The following is a 17,792-nucleotide window of genomic DNA, read 5'->3' on the forward strand; positions in this document are numbered from 1 at the left end:
AGCGCCTGGTGCCATCGCCGAGGAGCACGACGACCAGGTCGTCCTGCTGCCCTCCGCCACGCGCATCGAGCCCGTGCTTGCGGTGCTGGCCGCGCTCGGCTGCGTCGCGCTGATGGTGGGCGCGATCGTCTTCCACGTCACACGCGGGGAGGCGGCGAACGCGCCGTTCAACTTCCTGCTGGTCGCGCTCTCACTGTTCGTCGCGTGGGGCCGCCGATCGAAGGCGCCGATCGCCCCCCGCGTCAGGTCCAGGGCCACAAGGAGAACGTACCCCCGAGCTCGACGCCGAACGTCATCGGCTGGACCCACGGCCCGTAGCTCTCCAAGGTCGCGGGGAGCCTGTACGCCGCGCGAACTCCGGAGAAATAGCGCCGGCCGAAGCGGAGGCCCGCCGTGACTCCGAACGAGAAGAGCGCGGTCCCGCTCAGGTAGGTTCCGTCCTTCGCCTCGGGGAATTGCTCCAAGTACGAAGCGCTTTGCCACATCGTGGTGGCGATATTGCCGCGGAACCCGGCTCCGGCCGCGGCGTACCATTTCGGTCGATAGAACCCCGGGGCGAGGGTGAGGCGATAGCCGTAGGCGAGCGCCGTGTGCGCTTCGTTTTGAGCCAACTTGAGGTCGAGGTCGACGCGTCCGAGCACGTCGAACCCAGGTCGATCGAAGAGCCGCGCGCTCACGCCGCCCGTGAGATCCCAGCTCGAAAAATCGATGAGCGCGTCGAGGTCGACGTGCAAGCCGAGCCTCCGCGCTCGCCCGTGCCCCACGTCGATGCCCCGAACGTACCCAAGGCCCACCATGAAGCCCGGATCCAGCGTCACACGAGCGCGGAGATGATCATCGCCAGGTGCGCCGCGCAGCATCGACTCAGCGGCGGCCTGCGCGCGCGCCGCGCTCGGAGCCAAGAGGACGCCGGCCAGAGCGCTGAGCAGAAGTCCGGCGCGCTTCACGGGTGACCTCCGAGGAATTCACGGATGGCTTCGTGAGCTTCGGCGCGGCGGAGCAGCTCCGAGTGCTCGGCGTCTTCGATCTGGAACACCTCTGCGTTCGGGAAGCAGGGGACGTGATGGTCGAGCTGGAAGTCGTGGCCCAGACGGCCGTCCGACTTGCCCGTGATGAACAGCACGGGGTTGTCTTCGAGGCCCTCGGTGAAGTCGAAGCTGTAAGACTCGTCGAAATTTCCTTGCCAGAGGTTGATGCGATAATTCGCGCGAAACCCGAGGCGCCAGAAATCATAACCCAGGAGCGAATCGCGCTCCGTCGTTCCAGCCAGGCCGATGACGTAGAAGTAATCCGCGCGGGCATCCCCGCTCGGCAGCAGGTAGTCCGTGGCGTTCAGGTATTGATGCACCTCACCGCCGAAGAAGTTCACGCTCGCCACGTTGGCGTCTCGGGCGGCCGCTGGATTCAGGCTCCCGGGCTCCGCCACGACGGCGCGGCCCACTCGCTCGGGGTAGCGCTGGAGGAAATAGGTCGCGTACGCGCCGCCCCAGGAGATGCCGATCAAGTGGACGGGAGCGTCGGGGCTCCAGAGCTCAGCTAGATAGTAGAGGTCGTCCAGGTAGGTCGGTCCGTCGAGCTCCTCGTCCGGGACGCGTGCCGAGAGCCCGGTGCCTCGTTGATCCCAGAAGACGAGGAAGTACTCGTCATCGAGGACTTCAAGGGAGAGGAGGTCCCGGTGATCCCCTCCGGGCCCGCCGTGGAGGACGATCACGACGGGATTGTCTGCGTCGCCTCGGGTCTGGAGATGAACCTTTCGCCCGTCCTCAAGCGATGTCTGCGGTAGAGAGGGATCGTCGACGACCGTGAGCGGCACGAGGTTTCCATCCGTTCCGCTCTCGAGGCAGCCAGTGGAGACGACGCCCAGCAAAGATAGAGCCAAGTGCTTCATGATGTGGGCGGATCCTGACGCGCACCTCGGCGTCGGGGAGGGATCGAGGGCGCCACAAGGGGGACCGATCGCGCCAACTTGCGCGCTACGTCTTACACTTTGGCGCGTGCGCGTGAGCCCTGGGCGCGAAGCTCGGCGGGCGGGGCGCCGAACCAACGTTGGCACGCGCGTCGTAAGGCGCGGACGTCCGAGTAGCCGAGCAGGTCGGCGACCTCGCTGAGCTTGAGAGAGCCTCGAACGATCAGCTCTTCCGCCCGCTCACGAAGGACCTCATCGACCAGCTGGCGAAAGGTGATCTTCGCGAGGCCGAGCCGCCGCTGCAGAGTCCTGGTGGAGCAGCCGAGCGCGCGCGCCGCGCCGTCGACGCAGAGCGGCTCCTGACGCTGAACGGAGGCGCGCAAACAGGCCGCGGTCTTTTGCAGATCGTCTGCGCCGTCTCCGACCGTCTCGAGGAGCCTTTGGGCGAGGGACCGGAGGTGCGGAACCAGAGCGGGCCTGGCCGAGTGCAGCGGAGCATCGAGCAGCTGGGCCGGCGCGACGAGGGCGTTCCTGGGCGCCGAAAAACGGACCCGCGCACCAGCGAATAGTGCAGCCCTCTCCGTCGTCCACCCCGGGTGGCGAGCGTGGGCCCAGCAGATCTCGAAGAACGGATGCAAGACGCCCGTCGTGAGGACGATGGTGCGAGCATAGAACGTCATGGTCGCTTCAGCGGCGACGCGCGGTGTGGGTCGGCCGTCTGGCAGGTGCGCGTCGGAGATGTAGACGCGCTCGCCTTCGACCCAATAGGTCGCGAGCGAAGCCTGGTTCGCCAACGGGTTGAACCGTTGGACCATGTCGAGGGCATCTCGGAGCGTCGCGCTGGTCTCGGCCAAGAGCCCCATGGCGCCGAAATCTTCCGGCCTTCCGGTTGCTCCAATGTCGATTCCTACCCCTGTATCGGCGAGGCTCTCCTCGATCGCCTGCAAGAGCTCGACGTGCTCTCGAAAGGCGATGCGCGCCTCGGGATGCTCGAGCATTTCACTACGAAGGCCCACGGCCCCGAGCATTGCCTCCGCGTCCAGACCTCGGCTCACCGCGTAGCGAGCGGCGCGGCGCGTCCACGAAGCAGCGATCGTTCCGCTCAGGGTCTTTGTCCGTCTCCCGGTCATCGGTGGCGTTCGACCCTAGCACCAGAGCCGGCTCGACCTTCGGGCTTCGCCCCGCACGGCCGGCACCTCGCGTCGTGGCCCGGCCCCGTGCTCGGACCCGAGATCGAGGTCGAATCGCCACGACCGGCCCGATGGCCCCCTCGCCATCTCCGAACCGGGGCCTCACCGGGACGCCGGAGCGCCCCAGCTGCCGTGGAATCTTGCAGTTTCGCGACCATCTTCATGGGTGTTCCCTGCGCGGGGGAACTTTTCCTGCGAGCGCGGGTCGTCTGCTCGTGCACCCGATCCACGCGCAGGTTCCCACCGAGAGCATCGCCCGTCCGCCCGCGCCCCATGGGCCCGACGTGCCCTGTGCGGCCGCGCTCCCGTCCACGGACAGGATCCCCAGCCTGCTCTTCGTGGATCCGCCCGCGCGGACCGATCTCGACGAGATGCGACAGTCCCTCTCGTTCGCGTTCACAAGCGGCGTCTCCGGCGGGTTCTTCGGCCAAGCGCTCGATCGGGCGCCCATCGCGCCCTCCACGTGGGATCCGAAGAACTTCGCGCCGGACCTGTTCCTGGAGGAGCTCGTGGCCCGGTGCTTCCGCGTCCGCGTCGGGGGGCACGAGGCCGTCGTCAACCGAGGGTTCATCCTCCGCGTCCTCTCCCGGCCTCCGAGCGACACGCGCGTGACCGAGCTCCGGAGGGGGATCCTCCACGAGCTCTCGATCTCACCCACGTTTCGCAGGCAGCTCGAGAAGCTCTACACCGCCTCGTGCCGGTTGCGGGGCGCGCTCGAGGGCGCGGTGGCAGGGAAGAAGTTCGATCCGACGCGGCGGCAGCTCGACGTGCTCGCGATCGTCAAAGAGGTCTTCGATCTGATGAGCGCGTCGTTCGAGGGCGCTCGATCGGGCCTCTCCCGGCTGCGCGATTTCGGCCAGGCGGTGCAGGCGACCGAGGGGTATCGATCGATGGCCGATCTCCTCGATTACGACGAGCACCTCGCGACGCTCCGCCTGGACATCCGCGTGGGCGCCGACGGCCGCATCCGCGGCTTCGACGTCGTGACCGTCCGGGAGCGGCAGGAGAACCCGTTCGTCCTGTCGCCGGTGCGGCGCTGGCTCGCGAAGCTCGAGATGTTCTTTCGCGGGTACAGCTTTGGCGACGGAGAGGTCATGGCGAGGCTCATCGACGCGGTGTTCGAGGGCGTCGAGGATCAGGTCGTCCAGCTGGTCCCGCTCGTCGGAGAGATGGAGGTCTACCTGGGAGCGCTCGGCTTCCGGGATCTCACCGCGGCGGCGGGGCTCGAGGTCAGCCTGCCGGAGCTCCGGTCCGTCGCGGAGGGCGAGCGCGTGCTCCTCGGCCTCTTCAATCCGCTCCTCGTCGCCAACGGAGGCAAGGCGGTGCCGTGCGACGTCGTGATCGATCGGGCCGACACGACGCTCCTTGTCACGGGGCCGAACTCGGGCGGAAAGACTCGCCTGCTCCAGTCGGTGGCGCTGGCGCAGCTGCTCGCGCAGGCAGGCATGTTCGTGCCGGCGCGCAGCGCGAGCGTCGTCTGCGTCCCAGGGCTCGTTGTGTCGCTCATCCAGGAGACGAAGTTCGATCAGAGCGAGGGGCGGCTCGGCATGGAGCTCCTCCGGATCCGGGCGCTCTTCGAGGAGCTCGGCCCGGGAGCGATGGTGATCCTCGACGAGCTCTGCTCGGGGACGAACCCGTCCGAGGGGGAGGAGATCTTCGAGCTCGTCGTCACGCTGCTCGCGAAGCTCCGCCCGCAGGCGTTCATCACCACGCATTTCCTGACGTTCGCGGCGCGGCTCGAGCGGGAGAAGGCGCTCAGGAACCTCCGGTTCGTCCAGGTGGAGCTCGACGCGGCGCAGAAGCCCACGTACCAGTTCATCGTCGGCGTGGCCGCGACCTCGCTCGCGGCCCAGGCCGCGGCTCGGCTCGGCGTGACCCGCGGCGAGCTCGAGGGCCTCATCGATCGCAACCTGCTCGCCTCCCGAGCGCACTCCAGGGAGAGCTGACGTGGCGACGTTCCTCGCGACGGAGCGGATGAACCCCGCGCTCGCCGCGCGCGTGGAGCGGGCCATCAGCCACCGGGCGCGCGCACGCCGTCACGCGGCTCGATCCGGAATCGAGGGGACGCTCGCGAGCGGGCGGCGGCTTGGGCGGGCACGGCTGCTCACGCTGCTGACGGCGGTGGTCATCGGGCTCCTCGCGATCGCGATGTACCTCCACGATCGCCGCACCGTCGAGGCCGAGCGGCGCGCGCTGCTGGCCGTGATCGACGAGCGCCGCGCGGGGCTCCCGGCGGGCTACGAGCGCTTCGTCGAGGCGACGGATCGCTGGATCGGCGAGGCCGCGAGCGACGGGGACCCCGCCGACATCGTCGACCCCTCGCTCCGCGCTCCGGGGGCTCTCGACGCCCTGCTCCGCCGGCCCGCGGTGTACGTGCGCGCTCCGCGCGCCGAGCTGCGCGACGTTCGCGGGATCGACGACGCCGCGCGCGGATCCGACAAGGATGCGTTCCTCCTGTGCCTCATGAGGCCCCCGCCCTCCCCCTCGGAGCGCGATCGGCTGACGAAGGTGCGAGGCGTGTATTTCGGCGGGACGAAGGTCGACGAGGACACCGCGAACGTCCGCCGGCTCGTCGAGGCGCGGCTCGGCCTCGCGGTGCTCGGCCCCGCGTTCGATGGCTCGGTGCGCGCGGCCCGCGAGCTCTCGGCGCTGAAGCGGCTCCGCAAGGCGCTGGAACAGTCCCCGATCGAGCTGGCGAAGAAGGCGGCCGGCGCGGAGATCCTGATCGTCGTGGCCGAAAGCCCGATCGAGACCGAGACGTTCGCGAGCTCGGCGCGCGTCTCGCTCGTGGATCTTGCGGCGAAGAAGGTCCTCTTGCGCGTGGGCCGGCGGGTCGACGAGCAAGCGCTCTCGCCGATGGGCGTGATCCATCGCGAGCAGATCGAGGGCTGCGGCCTCGCCTTCGCGGTGCGGCGCAGCGTCGAGGAGTGAAGGCTTCGATCCCCGGATCGCGAGGCGGTCACCGAGCTCCGGCCCGCTCACCACCTGCGACGGCTGCCCGGACGGCCCTCTCGAGCACCTCACCGACCTCGCGCGTCCGCAGAGGACGAGCTCGTTCCACACGAGCTCTGCACCGTCTTCGTGAGAGGCGCCGTCGAGCAAGAGCGCCGCGCTCGCTCTCGAGCCATCCGTGCCGGCGGAGGTGACGCGCCATGCGCCGGACGGCCACGCGACCTGCGTCGCGCCGCGCGAGAACCGCGCGGCGTAGGCGGGACACCACCGCGCGGCGAGCACGGCGTAGTCGAGGCGCAGGGCCGGCCCGCGCGCGGGTCTTCGAAGCACCGGACGGCGAGGTTCGCGCCCCGAGGGCCGATGGCGGCTCACGCCCTCAACGTGGAGGCTCTCGCCGCCATCCGCCCGGCGAGGCGTGCCCCGCCCCTCTGGAGCAGAGGCCACGCGCCAGACGGCAACGCCGGCTTCCGCAGCGCGAGGCGCCCTGGTGAGGCCGCCCAACGGGCGATCTCACGCCTGGCCCGGCGCTTGCTGACACCAGCGATGACGCGGCGATGAGCCCCGTCGACGCTGGCTGCGAGGAGCGCTTGAGCGCCGCAAGCGGCCTCGCCCGGGTGCCATCTCGCGGTTCACCCAGGTGCGCTGTCACCGAGAGCGTAGTTGCTCGTGGACAGCGATCCAGCCTCGATGAGGACCTCGCCGCGCGGGACAGCTTCGCCCGGCGAGCGGCACGAGCGCCGCGTCGCCCTACGCCGCGGGCGTGGCGGCGCTGATCTGGGCCGCCGATCCGACGCTCAGCGCCAACGAGGTGATGGATATCCTGCGCACGACCGCCGACACGTTCGGCTTCGGGGACGCGCGCATCGTCGACGCGAGCGACGCCGTGAAGACGGTCCTGGGCAACATCCCGCCCGCCGTGAAGATCCTGAGCCCCGCGAACGACGCGAGCGTGCTGCACGGCACGGAACTCACGCTCTCGGCGCAGGCTGACGATGTCGAGGACGGCCCTGCGTGCTGCACGGTCCACTGGTCGAGCAGCCTGATGGGCTCGCTCGGCGGGGGCGCGACGCGGGAGGTGTTCCTCACCCAGGGCAGCCACACGATCACGGCCACCGCGACCGACTCGAACGGCGCCTCGACGACCACCTCGATCGTCGTGCACTCGGGGAACTCGCCGCCGGTGCCGGAGATCCAGGAGCCCACGGCCGGCAGCACCATCACGCAGAACGTGATGACCACCCTTCAAGGCCGCGCGTTCGACGCCAACCTCGGGCTCGAGATGTTCCTGCCGTGCAGCAGCCTGCAGTGGAGCTCGCCGCAATTCCCGGGCTGGGCGCCCATCGGCTGCGCCGTCGCAAGGACGTTCCCGAACGTCGGGCCGGTGACGCTGAAGCTGACGGCGACCGACGACAGCGGCGCGATCGGCACGGTCACGCGCACGGTCAACGTGGTGGCGCCGCCGCTCGACGCGCCGCCGAACGTGTACCTGTCCAACATCGTGAATGGCAACGGGATCGACTACGATGTCCCGAAGTTCATCAGCGGCGGCGCCGTCGACCCCGACGGCGGCAGCATCGTGTCGTACCGCTGGACGGTGATTCACGACGGGGTGGAGACCGAGATCCGCGGCCCAGCGGCGACGCCCGGGTTCAGCTGGACCCCCTCGGCGCACCTGCCCACGGATTGCGGCGGCTACTCGGTGCAGCTCCGGCTGTACGCCACCGACTCGCAAGGTCAGGTCGGCTTCACCACGATCACCATCTACGTCTTCCAGCCAGTCTGCTGAGCTGCCCCGGCGCCGAAGGCGCGACCGCCAACGTGGGTCGGGTCGCGCCTTCGGCGGAGGCGCTCGCGGGGAGGGTCCAAAGGGTGCGCGATCGCGCAGCTCATTGGGGCTTGACGCCTCCGAAACGTTTGGATTCCCTTCTCCCCGGCCGTCGAACCATGTCAACCTCCCGAGCTGGGCGCGGAACCTCCTGCCGATCGCGAACGAGCCCGGCGCTACCGTCGCTTGCGATCCGCAGGACATGATGCGCCGGCTCGACCCCCGCCGGCGGGACATCCTCGCTGCCGCCGAGTCCCTCGTCTTCTCCTTCTCCGAGCGCGGCGCGCTCGCGCTCGCCGCGCTCGCCGCGGTGGCGGGCGATGCTCGCGCCGACACCGCGGCGAGCGCGCGCGGGGTCGAGCTCGACTGGATCGCGCCCGGGGAATGCGCGGATCGAGGGCGCGTGCTGGCCGAGATCGCGCAGCGCCTCGGGCGGCCGTCCGAGGAGAACGGCGAGCCGACGCTGAAGGCACGCGCGGTGGTGTCCCGCAACGAGCGCGGGCCGTGGGACCTCCGCCTCACGATGACGCTCGGCGAGACGACACGGTCGCGCGAGCTCCACAGCGAGACCTGCGCCGAGCTCGCCGACGCGGCGGCGCTGATCATCGCGCTCGCCATCGATCCCGACGCAGCCAACCGCGGCATCCCGAAGGCGGCGCCGGACACCGACGCGGGGCCAGGCGCCATCTCCGGCGCGGATCCGGGCGCCGGCGCGGCGCCGGAGGTGGACGCAGCTCCGGACGCGCCCACCGCCGCCGAGGCGCCGCCCGCGGCCCCGCCCCCGGCAGGCGCCAGCGCCCCCGCGGCCCCGGCGCAGCGCGCGGCGCGCCCGTCGCGCCCCCTCGAGCTGCGCGGCACGCTCAGGGCCTCCGGCGTCCTCGACACCTCCGCGCTCCCGGCGGTCGCCCCGGGCGCCAGCATCTCCGCGGGCGTGCTGATCGGAGCCGTCCGCGCCGAGGTGTCCGGCACCTACTTCGGCGCGCAGCAAGCGCTCGTCGCGCGGACGACGATGGGCGGCGACGTCCACCTGGCCACCGGCGGGCTGCGCCTTTGTTACGCAACGCGTTATCACGCGTTCGAGCTCGGCCCCTGCGCCGGTATCGAGGTCGGCGTCATGGGCGCGGCCAGCTTCGGCGCGGCGTCGCCCGGCTCGAACCGGGCGCTCTGGATCGCGCCGCACCCCGGAGCGATCGCGACCTTCGCCCTCTCGGACCGGATCCGCATCCCGCTCGCGATCGACGTCCCGTTTCCGGTGACGCGCGATCGGTTCGTGCTCGTCGGCATCGGCGCTGTCCACCGGAGCGCTGCCGCCACGCTCCGCGCCTCGCTGGGGGTCGAGGTGCGATTTCCGTGACGGATCCGGACGGCGCCGGCCATGTACTTCGCGTGACGAGGACGTCCCCCGCGTCGGCGCTCCCCTTCGCGGGGTCCGTCTTCGATCCGCGCGCCGGCGTCCACGAGGCGCCCGTCCTCCTCGACTTCGACGCGGTCTATGACGAGCACGCCGACTTCGTCTGGCGAAACCTGCGCCGGCTCGGCGTCCGCGAGGCGAGCCTGGACGACGCCTTCCAGGACGTCTTCGTCGTGGTCCACCGGCGGCTCGGCGAGTTCGAGCCACGGTCGAGCGTGAAGGCGTGGCTGTTCGCGATCCTCTGCCGGGTGGCGCGCGATCACCGGCGCCTCGTCCGGCGCAAGGGAGGGCTCGAGGAGCTGCCGGGGGGCGTGGCGGACCGCGCGCCGGGGCCGGCGGAGCGGCTCGAGCAGGTCGAGGCGCTGAAGCTCGTCGACGCGCTCCTCGCGGAGCTCGACGACGACAAGCGCGCGGTGCTCGTGATGGCGGAGATCGAGGAGCTGAGCGCGCCGGAGATCGCCGCGGCGCTCGACGTGAAGCTGAACACGGTCTACTCGCGGCTGCGCGCCGCGCGCCGGGAGTTCGAGCTGGCGCTGGCGAGGAGCGGGGGTGGATGGCCATGAGCGATCCGGGCGAGAGGGCGCGCGCGCTCCTGAGGGCGGCCCGAGCGGACGGGCTCGCGCCGTCCGACAAGGTCCGGCTCCGCGCGGCGATCGCGGGGAAGCTCTCGGCCGCCGCGCCGCAGGAGCCGTCCGGGGAGGCGCCCACCTCGCCCCCGCCGCCGCTCGCGGGCAGCGGGGAAGGCGGCGTGCTCTCGGGCAACGCGGCCGGCGGCGTGCTCTCGGGCAAGGTGATCGCGGCGGGCGCGCTGATCGGCGCCGTCGCCTTCGCCGGCGGGTTCTTCACCGGCAGGGCGACCGTCGACGTGCCTCCGCCGGCCAGCGCAGCGCCGCCGGCGAGCGCGCCCGCGGTGACGCCGCCCGCGGTGACGCCGCCCGCGGCGCCTCCGCCTGCGGTGACGCCGCCCGCGGCGGCTCCAGTCGCCGCGCCGGCGCCGATGGCGGCGCCCTCGCGCGCCGCCCGCGCGGTCGCTTCCGCACCGCCGCGGCCGCTGGACCCGGGCGCGGAGGACGCCGCGCGAGCGCCCTCGACAGGCGGCGGCGAACGCGAGCCGGCGCGCCCGCGCGGCGGACAGCCGGCGACGCCGAGCACGCTCGCCGCGGAGATGGCCTTGCTGCGCGAGGCGCAGGACGCCGTGCGGGACGGCGATCCGTCGGCCGCGCTCGATCGCCTCGACGACCTCGGCGCCCGGTTCCCAGAGGGCCAGCTCCGCGAGGAGCGCATGGCTGCTCGCGTGCTCGCCCTCTGCGCGGCAGGGCGGGCGCCGGAGGCGCGCGCGGAGGCCGAGCGGCTCCTCGGCGAAGCGCCGGGCTCGGTGCACATGGGCCGAGTCCGCGCCTCGTGCGCGTTCCGAGAAAATCTCGACTGACAGAGACGGATGTTCCTCGCGCCGGCCATGTAGCGATGGACCGCAAGAGACAGGAGGAACCATGAATCGTTCGACCCGCGTCGCGCTCGCGTTGCTCTTCACGGCTGCCTCGCTCGGGAACACCGGCTGTCAGTCGCAGGATCTGCCCATCGGCAGCGGTGAGCCCAACCCCGACTCCAGCGCGGCCGCGCTGCTCATCGCGCACTGGGATGGATACGTCGAGAACTTCAAGTTCCGCTCGGGATCGGACGTGATCCAGATCGACATCGACACCGTGGAGGGCGCATCGATCCAGGGGAAGGTGCGCTTCGGCACGGGAGCCGCCATCCCCCCGGCTGTGGATCCGGACGTGGGCTATCCCACGTCGATCGAGCCGGGCAACTACTACGATACCGACCTGCCCTACGAGGGGTTCGATTTCACCATGCTCGATGCGCAGCTCACCGACCGCCGGCTGCGTTTCGCCATCGATCCCCGAGAGCTCTGGACGGGCTGGTGCGAGCTTCAGACGTCGTACCTCATGCAGCCAGACTCGGACGCCTACCTCTGCATGCCCAACGGGGGGTGGGGAACAGGGGCCGCCGGCTGTACCCAGGACGGGCAGCCCACCGACTGCGGATACATCGCGCTGTGTAGAATAGGCGTTTGCGATTGTGATGCATCCGGGTGCACCATCGATGTGCGCAACACGGTCGCCTTCGATTTTGTCGTCGACCAGCAGAGGGCAGACGGCAGCATCGTGTTCGGGAGCACCATGTACAACGTCCGGCTGACGCGCAACCCCTGACGGCGAGCAGCTCAGGTGGTCCGTGGCCAAGCGGTCCATTCGATGCGTGGCTGGCGCGCGACAACGTTCCTCGCGTCGCTCCCTACCACGCTCGGAAATGGGTCGCGCGCCAGCGGGTGGCCCCGCTGCGCGCAGATCCTCGGCTGACCGCGCGCGCCGCCGCCGGCGCGCGCGCGTCACCGCTGAGCGCGCCTCACCGAGACCTCGCGCTCTCCCGCTCCTCGGCCTGGTTCGCCGTGACCACCTCGGCGATCGCGCTCAGCGCGTCCTCGGCGGAGAACGGCTTCTCCAGGAGCGGCCGGCCCGACGACGCGAGGAACCGCTCCACGTCGGCGCCGAAGCCCACGCCGGTCATGAAGATGAATCCCTGCGCGAGCGCCGGATCGCTCTCGCGGATCCGCGTGTAGAAGACGTCGCCCGACATGCCGGGCATCCGCAGATCGCAGAGCACCACGTCGAACCGCTGGCCGCCGGCGAGCATCCCCATCGCCGCGTCCGCGCTCGGCGCGACGGCCACCTGGTGCACGCGGCCCAGCTGCTCGCACAGCGCGCGCGCGAGCGACGCCTCGTCCTCCACCACGAGCACCCGCGCCCGCGTCGACACGAGCCGCGGCACCGGCGCCACGCTCGGCGTCGCCTCCTCCGCGCGCCCCGCCGCGGGCAGCGAGATGACGAAGCGCGCGCCGCCCGGCGGATCGCTCCCGGGGACCGGGCTCTCCGCCGTGATCTGCCCGCCGACGCGCTCGATGATCTCGCGGCTGATCGACAGGCCGAGCCCCGTGCCGACCTCGGGCCCCTTCGTGGTGAAGAACGGCGTCCAGATGCGCGGGAGGTTCTCCTCCGCGATGCCGGCGCCGGAGTCGGTCACCACGATCTCGACCGTGTCCCCGTCGCTCCGCGTCTCGACCGTCACCGTCTGCTCGCGCTCCTCGTGCTTCGAGCCCGGCTTCGAGATCGCCTGCGCCGCGTTGACGAGGAGGTTCACGATGACCTGCCCGAGCCGGCCGTCCTCCATGAGGACCGGCGGCACCTCCGACAGGCTCTTCACGATCTGCGCCCGCTCGATGATCTGGCCGCGCGTGAGGCTCAGCGCCGACTCGACGGTGCGGTTCGCGTCCGTCAGCGTGCGCCGCGACCCCTCGGGCTGCGGCGGGCTCGCGAACAGCTTGAGATCGCGGACGATGTCGACGATGCGCTTGATCGAGTCGCGCAGCTCCCGGAGCAGCTCCGACGCGCTCGAGGCGGCGGCGCCCTCCATGCGCACGTTCGGGCCGCGCAGCAGGCGATCGAGCATGTCCAGGCCGAGCAGGATGAACGCGGCCGGGTTGTTGATCTCGTGCGCGACGCCGGCCGCCAGCGTGCCGAGCGTCGACAGGCGATCGACCTGGATGAGCCGGGTGCGCGCCGCGTGCTCGGTGCTCACGTCCGCGAGGACGCCCTCGATCGCCACCACGCGGCCGCGATCCGAGACGAGCGGGTACACCGTGCCGCGCGCGGTGATCGCGTCGCCGCCCCGCCTGCGCAGGCGCGCCTCGTAGGACGACGAGGGGGCGCCGAGCTTGGCCCGCGCGACCGCGTCCTCGAAGCACATCACGCCCTCCGGATCGGCGTGGGCCTCGCCGAGGAAGCCCGGCGTCTTCAGCGCCTCGGTCACCGGCACGCCGAGGAGCCGCTCGGCGTGCCGGTTCAGGAACGAGAGCTCGCCGGTCTCGGGATCCAGCCGGAAGATGATGAGCGGCGCGTTGTCGAGGAGGTTCCTGTGCTGCTCCTCGAGCTCGCGGATCCTGAGGAGCCGCTCGGCGGCCTCGCGCTCGCCGGCGACGACGCGCAGCGAGCGATCCAGGCCGGCGCCGAGCGCGTCGGCGAGCTGCTCCAGGAGCTCGATCGGCGCGGCGGCCGCCGCCGCGGCGTCGGCGTAGCCGAGGACGAGCGCCGCGATGACGGGGCCGCCGGACGGCCCGGAGCGCGCGGAGGCCTCGCCGCCGGGCGGCGCGGCCCGCACCGGGAGCGCGACGTACGAGAGGCACCCCGCGGAGGCCCCCATCCCCTCGAGCGCGTCGCCCGCGCGGGTGTCGACGCAGGAGAACGTCTTGCCCTCGCCGAACACCCGCCGGAAGAGCGCCACGGGCGCGGGGACCAGCGCGCTGAACGGCGCGGCCGCGAGCGTGTCGCCGCGGAAGGCCGCGTACGCGCGGAGCTCGCCCTCGGGCTCCGGAAACAGCATCGCGAGGACCTGGAACGCGGCGAACCGGCCGACGGCGTCGGCGAGCTCCTCGAACGGCCTCGGCAGGAGGAGGTTCGAGTGGCGGGCCACGACGGTGAGGACGGCGTTCAGCGCGACGAGGCGACGGTACCTCTCGCTCGCAGGCGCATCGTGCATTTCCACGCCATCTCACCACGTCAGCGCGCGGGAACGAGAGGCATTCTTCATTTTTGTCCGGCCGGCGGGTCGGATGGGGTCGCCGGGGACGCGGGCCGGGGCGCCGCGCGGTCGCACCGCTCGAGCAGGCGAAGGGCGGCGTCCCGGCGCTCCTCGCTCACGGCGGGCCCGGTGCCGGCCGCCCCGTCGTGGGCGGCGTACTGGGCGAACATCCGGCGGGCGGTCTCGGCATCGTCGACGCCGCACGCCACCACGAGCCGCAGGCGCTTGGCCTCGATCCAGACCCGCTGGACGGGCAGGTGGGCGCCGAGCGCCCGCTCCAGGCGATCGGCCGCCTCGTCGAAGCGGCCGTCGTTCAGGTAGTGGCGGCCGAGGAGGTAGCTCGGCAGGCCGTCGCCGGGGGCCTGCGCGGCCCAGGCGCCGAGGAGCTCCGCCGCCCGGAACCGATCCGGCGCGCCGCCGCGGGTCCCGATCAGCAGCTCGGCGACGGCCGCGCGCGCCCGCTCGTCGTGCGCGGCGGCGATCTTGACGTCGAGCGTCCGGAGCCGGTCCTCGTCGACGAGGCGGCCGGCGACCTCGCGGTACCAGGCCACCGCGCCCTCCCGGTCGCCGGCCGAGAGCGCGGCGTCGCCGAGCCGCTCCGCCGCGCGGTCGCGCAGGTGGCGCGGCATCGACGCGTCGCCGGCGATGGCCGAGAGCTCGCGGACCCCCTCGCCCCGGCTGCCGGGCGCGTCGCTGGCGAGCCGCGTCTCCGCGATGGCGACGCGCGTCGCGGGGCTCCGGTCGAGCGCGAGGACGCGCTGGTACTCGGCGATCGCGCCCTCGTGGTCGCCGCGCGCGCGCAGCTGCTCCGCCTTCTGCGCGCACGCGTCGACCACGTGCGGGCAGCGCCGCTCGAAGACGGCGGGCCGATCGAACCGGGCCTTCGCCTGCGCCCTGGCGGCGTCGGGGAGCGACAGCGCGTCGAGCTCGGCGTGCCACGCGCGCTCCATCTCGTCCCACGAGGCGCCGGTGATCTCCGGCAGCGCCCTCCCGCCGTACCAGGCGCGCACCGCGGCGGGGCCGTGCGTCGCGCGCACGTGGCCGACGAAGGCGCCGCTCACGGTGTACGCGGTCGACGAGTTCTCGGCCAGGAAGCCGAGCGCGAAGAGGCGCGAGAGCCGCGGCAGGATCCCGAGATCTCTCATGGCCTTCGCCCATTCGCGCGGGCTCAGGTCCTCGCCTTCCCTGGGCGATCCGGCGACGGCGATCCCCTCGATGAGGCCCGGGTCGGGGAGCCACCCGCCGAGCCGCCCGGCGATCTCGAACGGGCCGCGGGCGAAGGCGCCGGCGAGCACGTGCATGATCTCGTGTCCGAGCGTCGGGTGCGGGAAGCCGGCGGCCTGCAGGTACACCTCGCGGCGCCACGGCTTCGCGACGTACGTGCGCGACGCCCCCATGAGCGCGCCCTTCTGCGCCGCGCTCTCGAACAGGTAGGCGCGGACCCGGAGCGGCTCGCCGTCCCGCTCGGCGGGCGCGCCGAGCCAGCGCTCGCCGGCCTCGATGTGGGCGTCGCACTCGCGCACGAAGCGCAGGATGTCGCCCTCGCGCATGCCGCGCGGGTAGACGACCTCGCAGCGCTGGCCCTGCGAGAACGCGCCGAGCTCGGCCGCGATGGTCTCGGAGGTCTGGAAGTGGCCGAGGCGCGCGCCTTCGAGGAGGTTCACGGCGCCCAGGGCGGCGCTCGCCGCGCCGAGCAGGAGCAGCCCGGGGCGGCCCTGCGGCTGGAACGAGATCCGGCCGCCCGTGTCGTGCACGAGGTGCTGCGCGAGCACGGACGCGGCGAACAGGGTGGCCAGCGTCCCGGCGCGGTAGGTGAGCAGCCCGGAGGCGTCGACGACCGTGTCGTAGAGGGTGCCGCTGAAGAAGCCGACGAAGGGGTCGTAGGCGAAGACGATCGGGCTCGTGTAGAAGCGGACGGCGCTCACGCCGATCGAGGCGAGCGGGGCGGCGAGCGCGGCGAGGACGGCGACGAGCCGGCGCCGCCATGCCGGGGGTGGGGGCGCGGCGTCCTCGCGCCGGATGCCGGCGGCGAGCTCGCCCGCGACCGCGCCCCAGGCGCCGCCGAGCGCCGCGCCGAGGACGGGCCCGAGGGCGAAGTGCGCGGAGCCGCCGAGCACGTCGCAGAAGCCGGCGCGGAGGCCGTGGCCGAGCGTGGTGGCGTACGCGACGAGCGCGAGCAGAGCGCCGTTCGCGACGCCCCGCCGGAAGGCCTCGACCGGCAGGGGCCGGTGGGCGGCGACGTCGAGGGCGGTCGTGATCGCCGCGACGCTCGGCACGAGGAGGCCCGCGGCGAGCGCGCTCTCGTAGCCGGGGCCGTCGAAGAGGGGCAGGAGACCGACGAGCGCCATCGCGATCGCGACGAGCGCTGCGCCGAGCCTCAAGGCCGGTGAACGGAGCAGCGTGGGCATGGGCGCGGGTGCCTCCAGGGCTGCCTTAGTAGCCGCGCCTGCCCGGAGAGGCGAGCGGGATGCGGGCCCCCCCCCGACGCCCGGGGTCGGGTTCAAGGCGTCTTGCCCCCGGAGGCTCTCTCGGGCCCCTCCCGCCGGCGCGTTCCAGGAAGCTGGACTCTCCTTCCCGTTCTCTTCTCTTCTCTTCTCTGCTCTGCTCGCCCCCCGCAATGTCCCCTCCCCCCGCCGGCCTCTCTCGCCACCCCGATTTCCTGCGTCTCTGGGCGGCGCAGGCGGTGAGCGCGCTGGGCAGCCGTGTCAGCCGGACGACGCTGCCCGTGATCGCCATCGTGAGCCTCGGGGCCGACGCGGGTGGCGTCGCGGTGCTCTCGGCCCTGTCCACCGCGCCGGGCGTCCTGGTGGGGCTCTTCGCGGGTGGGCTCGTCGATCGCTCGCGCAAGCGGCCGTTGCTCATCGGCGCGGATCTCGTGCGCGCCGCGCTGATCCTCTCGGTTCCGATCGCGGCCTGGACCGGCGCGCTCACCCTCCTCCACCTCTTCGTGGTGGCCGCGCTGGTCGGCATGGCCACCTCCCTGTTCCAGATCGCCGACAACGCGTACTTGCCGGCGCTGGTCGGGCAGGACCGCCTCGTCGAGGCGAACGCCAGGCTGGAGGGGACCGAGGCCGCCGCGGAGATCGCCGGCCCCGGCGCCGCGGGCATCCTGATCCAGGTGCTCACCGCGCCGCTGACGATGGTGGCGGACGCGCTCTCGTATCTCGGGTCGGCGGCGCTCCTCGGCCGCATCCGGGCGATCGAGACCCCGGCCGCCGCCGGAGGCGACGGGGCCGAGGGGGGCGCCTCGCTGCTCGAGGATCTCCGGGTGGGGTTGCGCCACGGCCTCGGCCACCCCGTGATCGGGGCGACGTTCCTCGCCATGGGCGCGCACGCCCTGCTGAGCGGAGGGGTCTTCTCCGCGCTGTACATGCTCTATCTCCTGGAGGACCTGCGGCTCGATCCCGCCGCGGTCGGGCTGATCATCAGCGCGGGCGGCATCGGCGCGCTGGGCGGCAGCGTCCTCGCGGGCTGGCTGGGCCGTCGCTTCGGCGCCGGGCCGGCGATGATCCTCAGCCTCATCGTGGGTCAGGCCGGCGCCGCGCTCATCCCGCTCTCCGCGCAGCTCGGGCCGCTCGCGGTCCCTGCCCTCGTGCTGCACCAGCTCCTCGGGGACGCGTTCCTCGTGGCGTTCATGATCCACGCGGTGAGCGTCCGGCAATCGATGCTGCCGCTGCACGTGCTCGGCCGGGTCAACGCCACGCTCCACGTGCTCACCAGCGCGCTCTTGCCGGCGGGCACCCTGGCGGCCGGATGGCTCGCCGGCCGGATCGGCGTGGAAGCGACGGTGTGGGCCGGCGTGATCGCTGGCTTCGCCGCGCCGCTCCTGCTGCTGCGCCCCGCGGTGTGGCGGCTGCGGGCGGTGTGAGC

The 17,792-nt window shown here is 72.4% G+C and carries 12 protein-coding genes and 2 pseudogenes; 9 read left to right on the forward strand and 5 right to left on the reverse strand.

The features are described from left to right. Positions 1-46: 46 nt before the first annotated feature. Positions 47-187: pseudogene (locus tag WMF17_RS23740) on the forward strand (DoxX family protein); the annotation flags it as partial. Between the two features lie 55 nt (positions 188-242). Here the strand turns inward: WMF17_RS23740 and WMF17_RS23745 are convergent. From WMF17_RS23745 to WMF17_RS23755, 3 genes are all read right to left on the reverse strand, one after another. Continuing rightward, entirely contained in the window at positions 243-818 is a 576-nt protein-coding gene (locus tag WMF17_RS23745) for a hypothetical protein (protein WP_437643372.1), read from the reverse strand. 125 nt (positions 819-943) lie between these two features. Further along, complete coding sequence (locus WMF17_RS23750) at positions 944-1,711, reverse strand: alpha/beta fold hydrolase (protein WP_437643374.1); 768 nt, start codon at positions 1,709-1,711, stop codon at positions 944-946. 269 nt (positions 1,712-1,980) lie between these two features. Beyond that, the gene (locus WMF17_RS23755) at positions 1,981-3,036 is read right to left on the reverse strand and encodes an AraC family transcriptional regulator ligand-binding domain-containing protein (protein WP_437643376.1); all 1,056 of its coding nucleotides are present in this window, start codon (positions 3,034-3,036) and stop codon (positions 1,981-1,983) included. Positions 3,037-3,380: 344 nt separating this feature from the next. Here WMF17_RS23755 and WMF17_RS23760 point away from each other — a divergent pair, with 344 nt between their 5' ends. The 7 genes and pseudogenes from WMF17_RS23760 to WMF17_RS23790 all read left to right on the forward strand — a co-directional run bounded on the left by WMF17_RS23760 (position 3,381) and on the right by WMF17_RS23790 (position 11,500). After that, positions 3,381-5,042 (forward strand): MutS-related protein, encoded by a 1,662-nt coding sequence (locus WMF17_RS23760; protein WP_437643378.1) that lies wholly within the window; start codon positions 3,381-3,383, stop codon positions 5,040-5,042. 1 nt (position 5,043) lies between these two features. Continuing rightward, positions 5,044-6,027, forward strand: coding sequence for a hypothetical protein (locus WMF17_RS23765; RefSeq protein ID WP_437643380.1), 984 nt, complete (start codon positions 5,044-5,046; stop codon positions 6,025-6,027). A gap of 742 nt (positions 6,028-6,769) precedes the next feature. Then, positions 6,770-7,834, forward strand: a pseudogene (locus WMF17_RS23770) (S8 family serine peptidase); the annotation flags it as partial. 241 nt (positions 7,835-8,075) lie between these two features. Further along, on the forward strand, positions 8,076-9,227 hold the full coding sequence (locus WMF17_RS23775) for a hypothetical protein (RefSeq protein WP_437643382.1): 1,152 nt from the start codon (positions 8,076-8,078) through the stop codon (positions 9,225-9,227). Beyond that, positions 9,224-9,847 (forward strand): RNA polymerase sigma factor, encoded by a 624-nt coding sequence (locus WMF17_RS23780; protein WP_437643384.1) that lies wholly within the window; start codon positions 9,224-9,226, stop codon positions 9,845-9,847. Before WMF17_RS23775 ends, WMF17_RS23780 begins: the two co-directional genes overlap by 4 nt. Continuing rightward, complete coding sequence (locus WMF17_RS23785) at positions 9,838-10,713, forward strand: hypothetical protein (protein WP_437595363.1); 876 nt, start codon at positions 9,838-9,840, stop codon at positions 10,711-10,713. Before WMF17_RS23780 ends, WMF17_RS23785 begins: the two co-directional genes overlap by 10 nt. Before the next feature lie 61 nt (positions 10,714-10,774). Next, positions 10,775-11,500, forward strand: a complete 726-nt coding sequence (locus WMF17_RS23790) for a hypothetical protein (protein ID WP_437595364.1) — start codon at positions 10,775-10,777, stop codon at positions 11,498-11,500. Between the two features lie 193 nt (positions 11,501-11,693). Here the strand turns inward: WMF17_RS23790 and WMF17_RS23795 are convergent, their stop codons facing one another. Beyond that, a complete protein-coding gene (locus tag WMF17_RS23795; RefSeq protein WP_437643386.1) occupies positions 11,694-13,880 on the reverse strand; it encodes a hybrid sensor histidine kinase/response regulator in 2,187 nt (728 codons plus the stop codon). 47 nt (positions 13,881-13,927) lie between these two features. Then, positions 13,928-16,330 carry a hypothetical protein gene (locus WMF17_RS23800; protein ID WP_437643388.1) on the reverse strand — a complete coding sequence of 801 codons (2,403 nt, stop codon included), beginning with the start codon at positions 16,328-16,330 and terminating at the stop codon, positions 13,928-13,930. 209 nt (positions 16,331-16,539) lie between these two features. Between WMF17_RS23800 and WMF17_RS23805 the strand changes: the two genes are divergently transcribed. Continuing rightward, on the forward strand, positions 16,540-17,790 hold the full coding sequence (locus WMF17_RS23805) for an MFS transporter (RefSeq protein WP_437595367.1): 1,251 nt from the start codon (positions 16,540-16,542) through the stop codon (positions 17,788-17,790). Positions 17,791-17,792 lie beyond the last annotated feature (2 nt).

Origin of the sequence: Sorangium sp. So ce362 (genome assembly GCF_051519845.1) — a bacterium.
Taxonomy (GTDB): Bacteria; Myxococcota_A; Polyangia; order Polyangiales; family Polyangiaceae; genus Sorangium.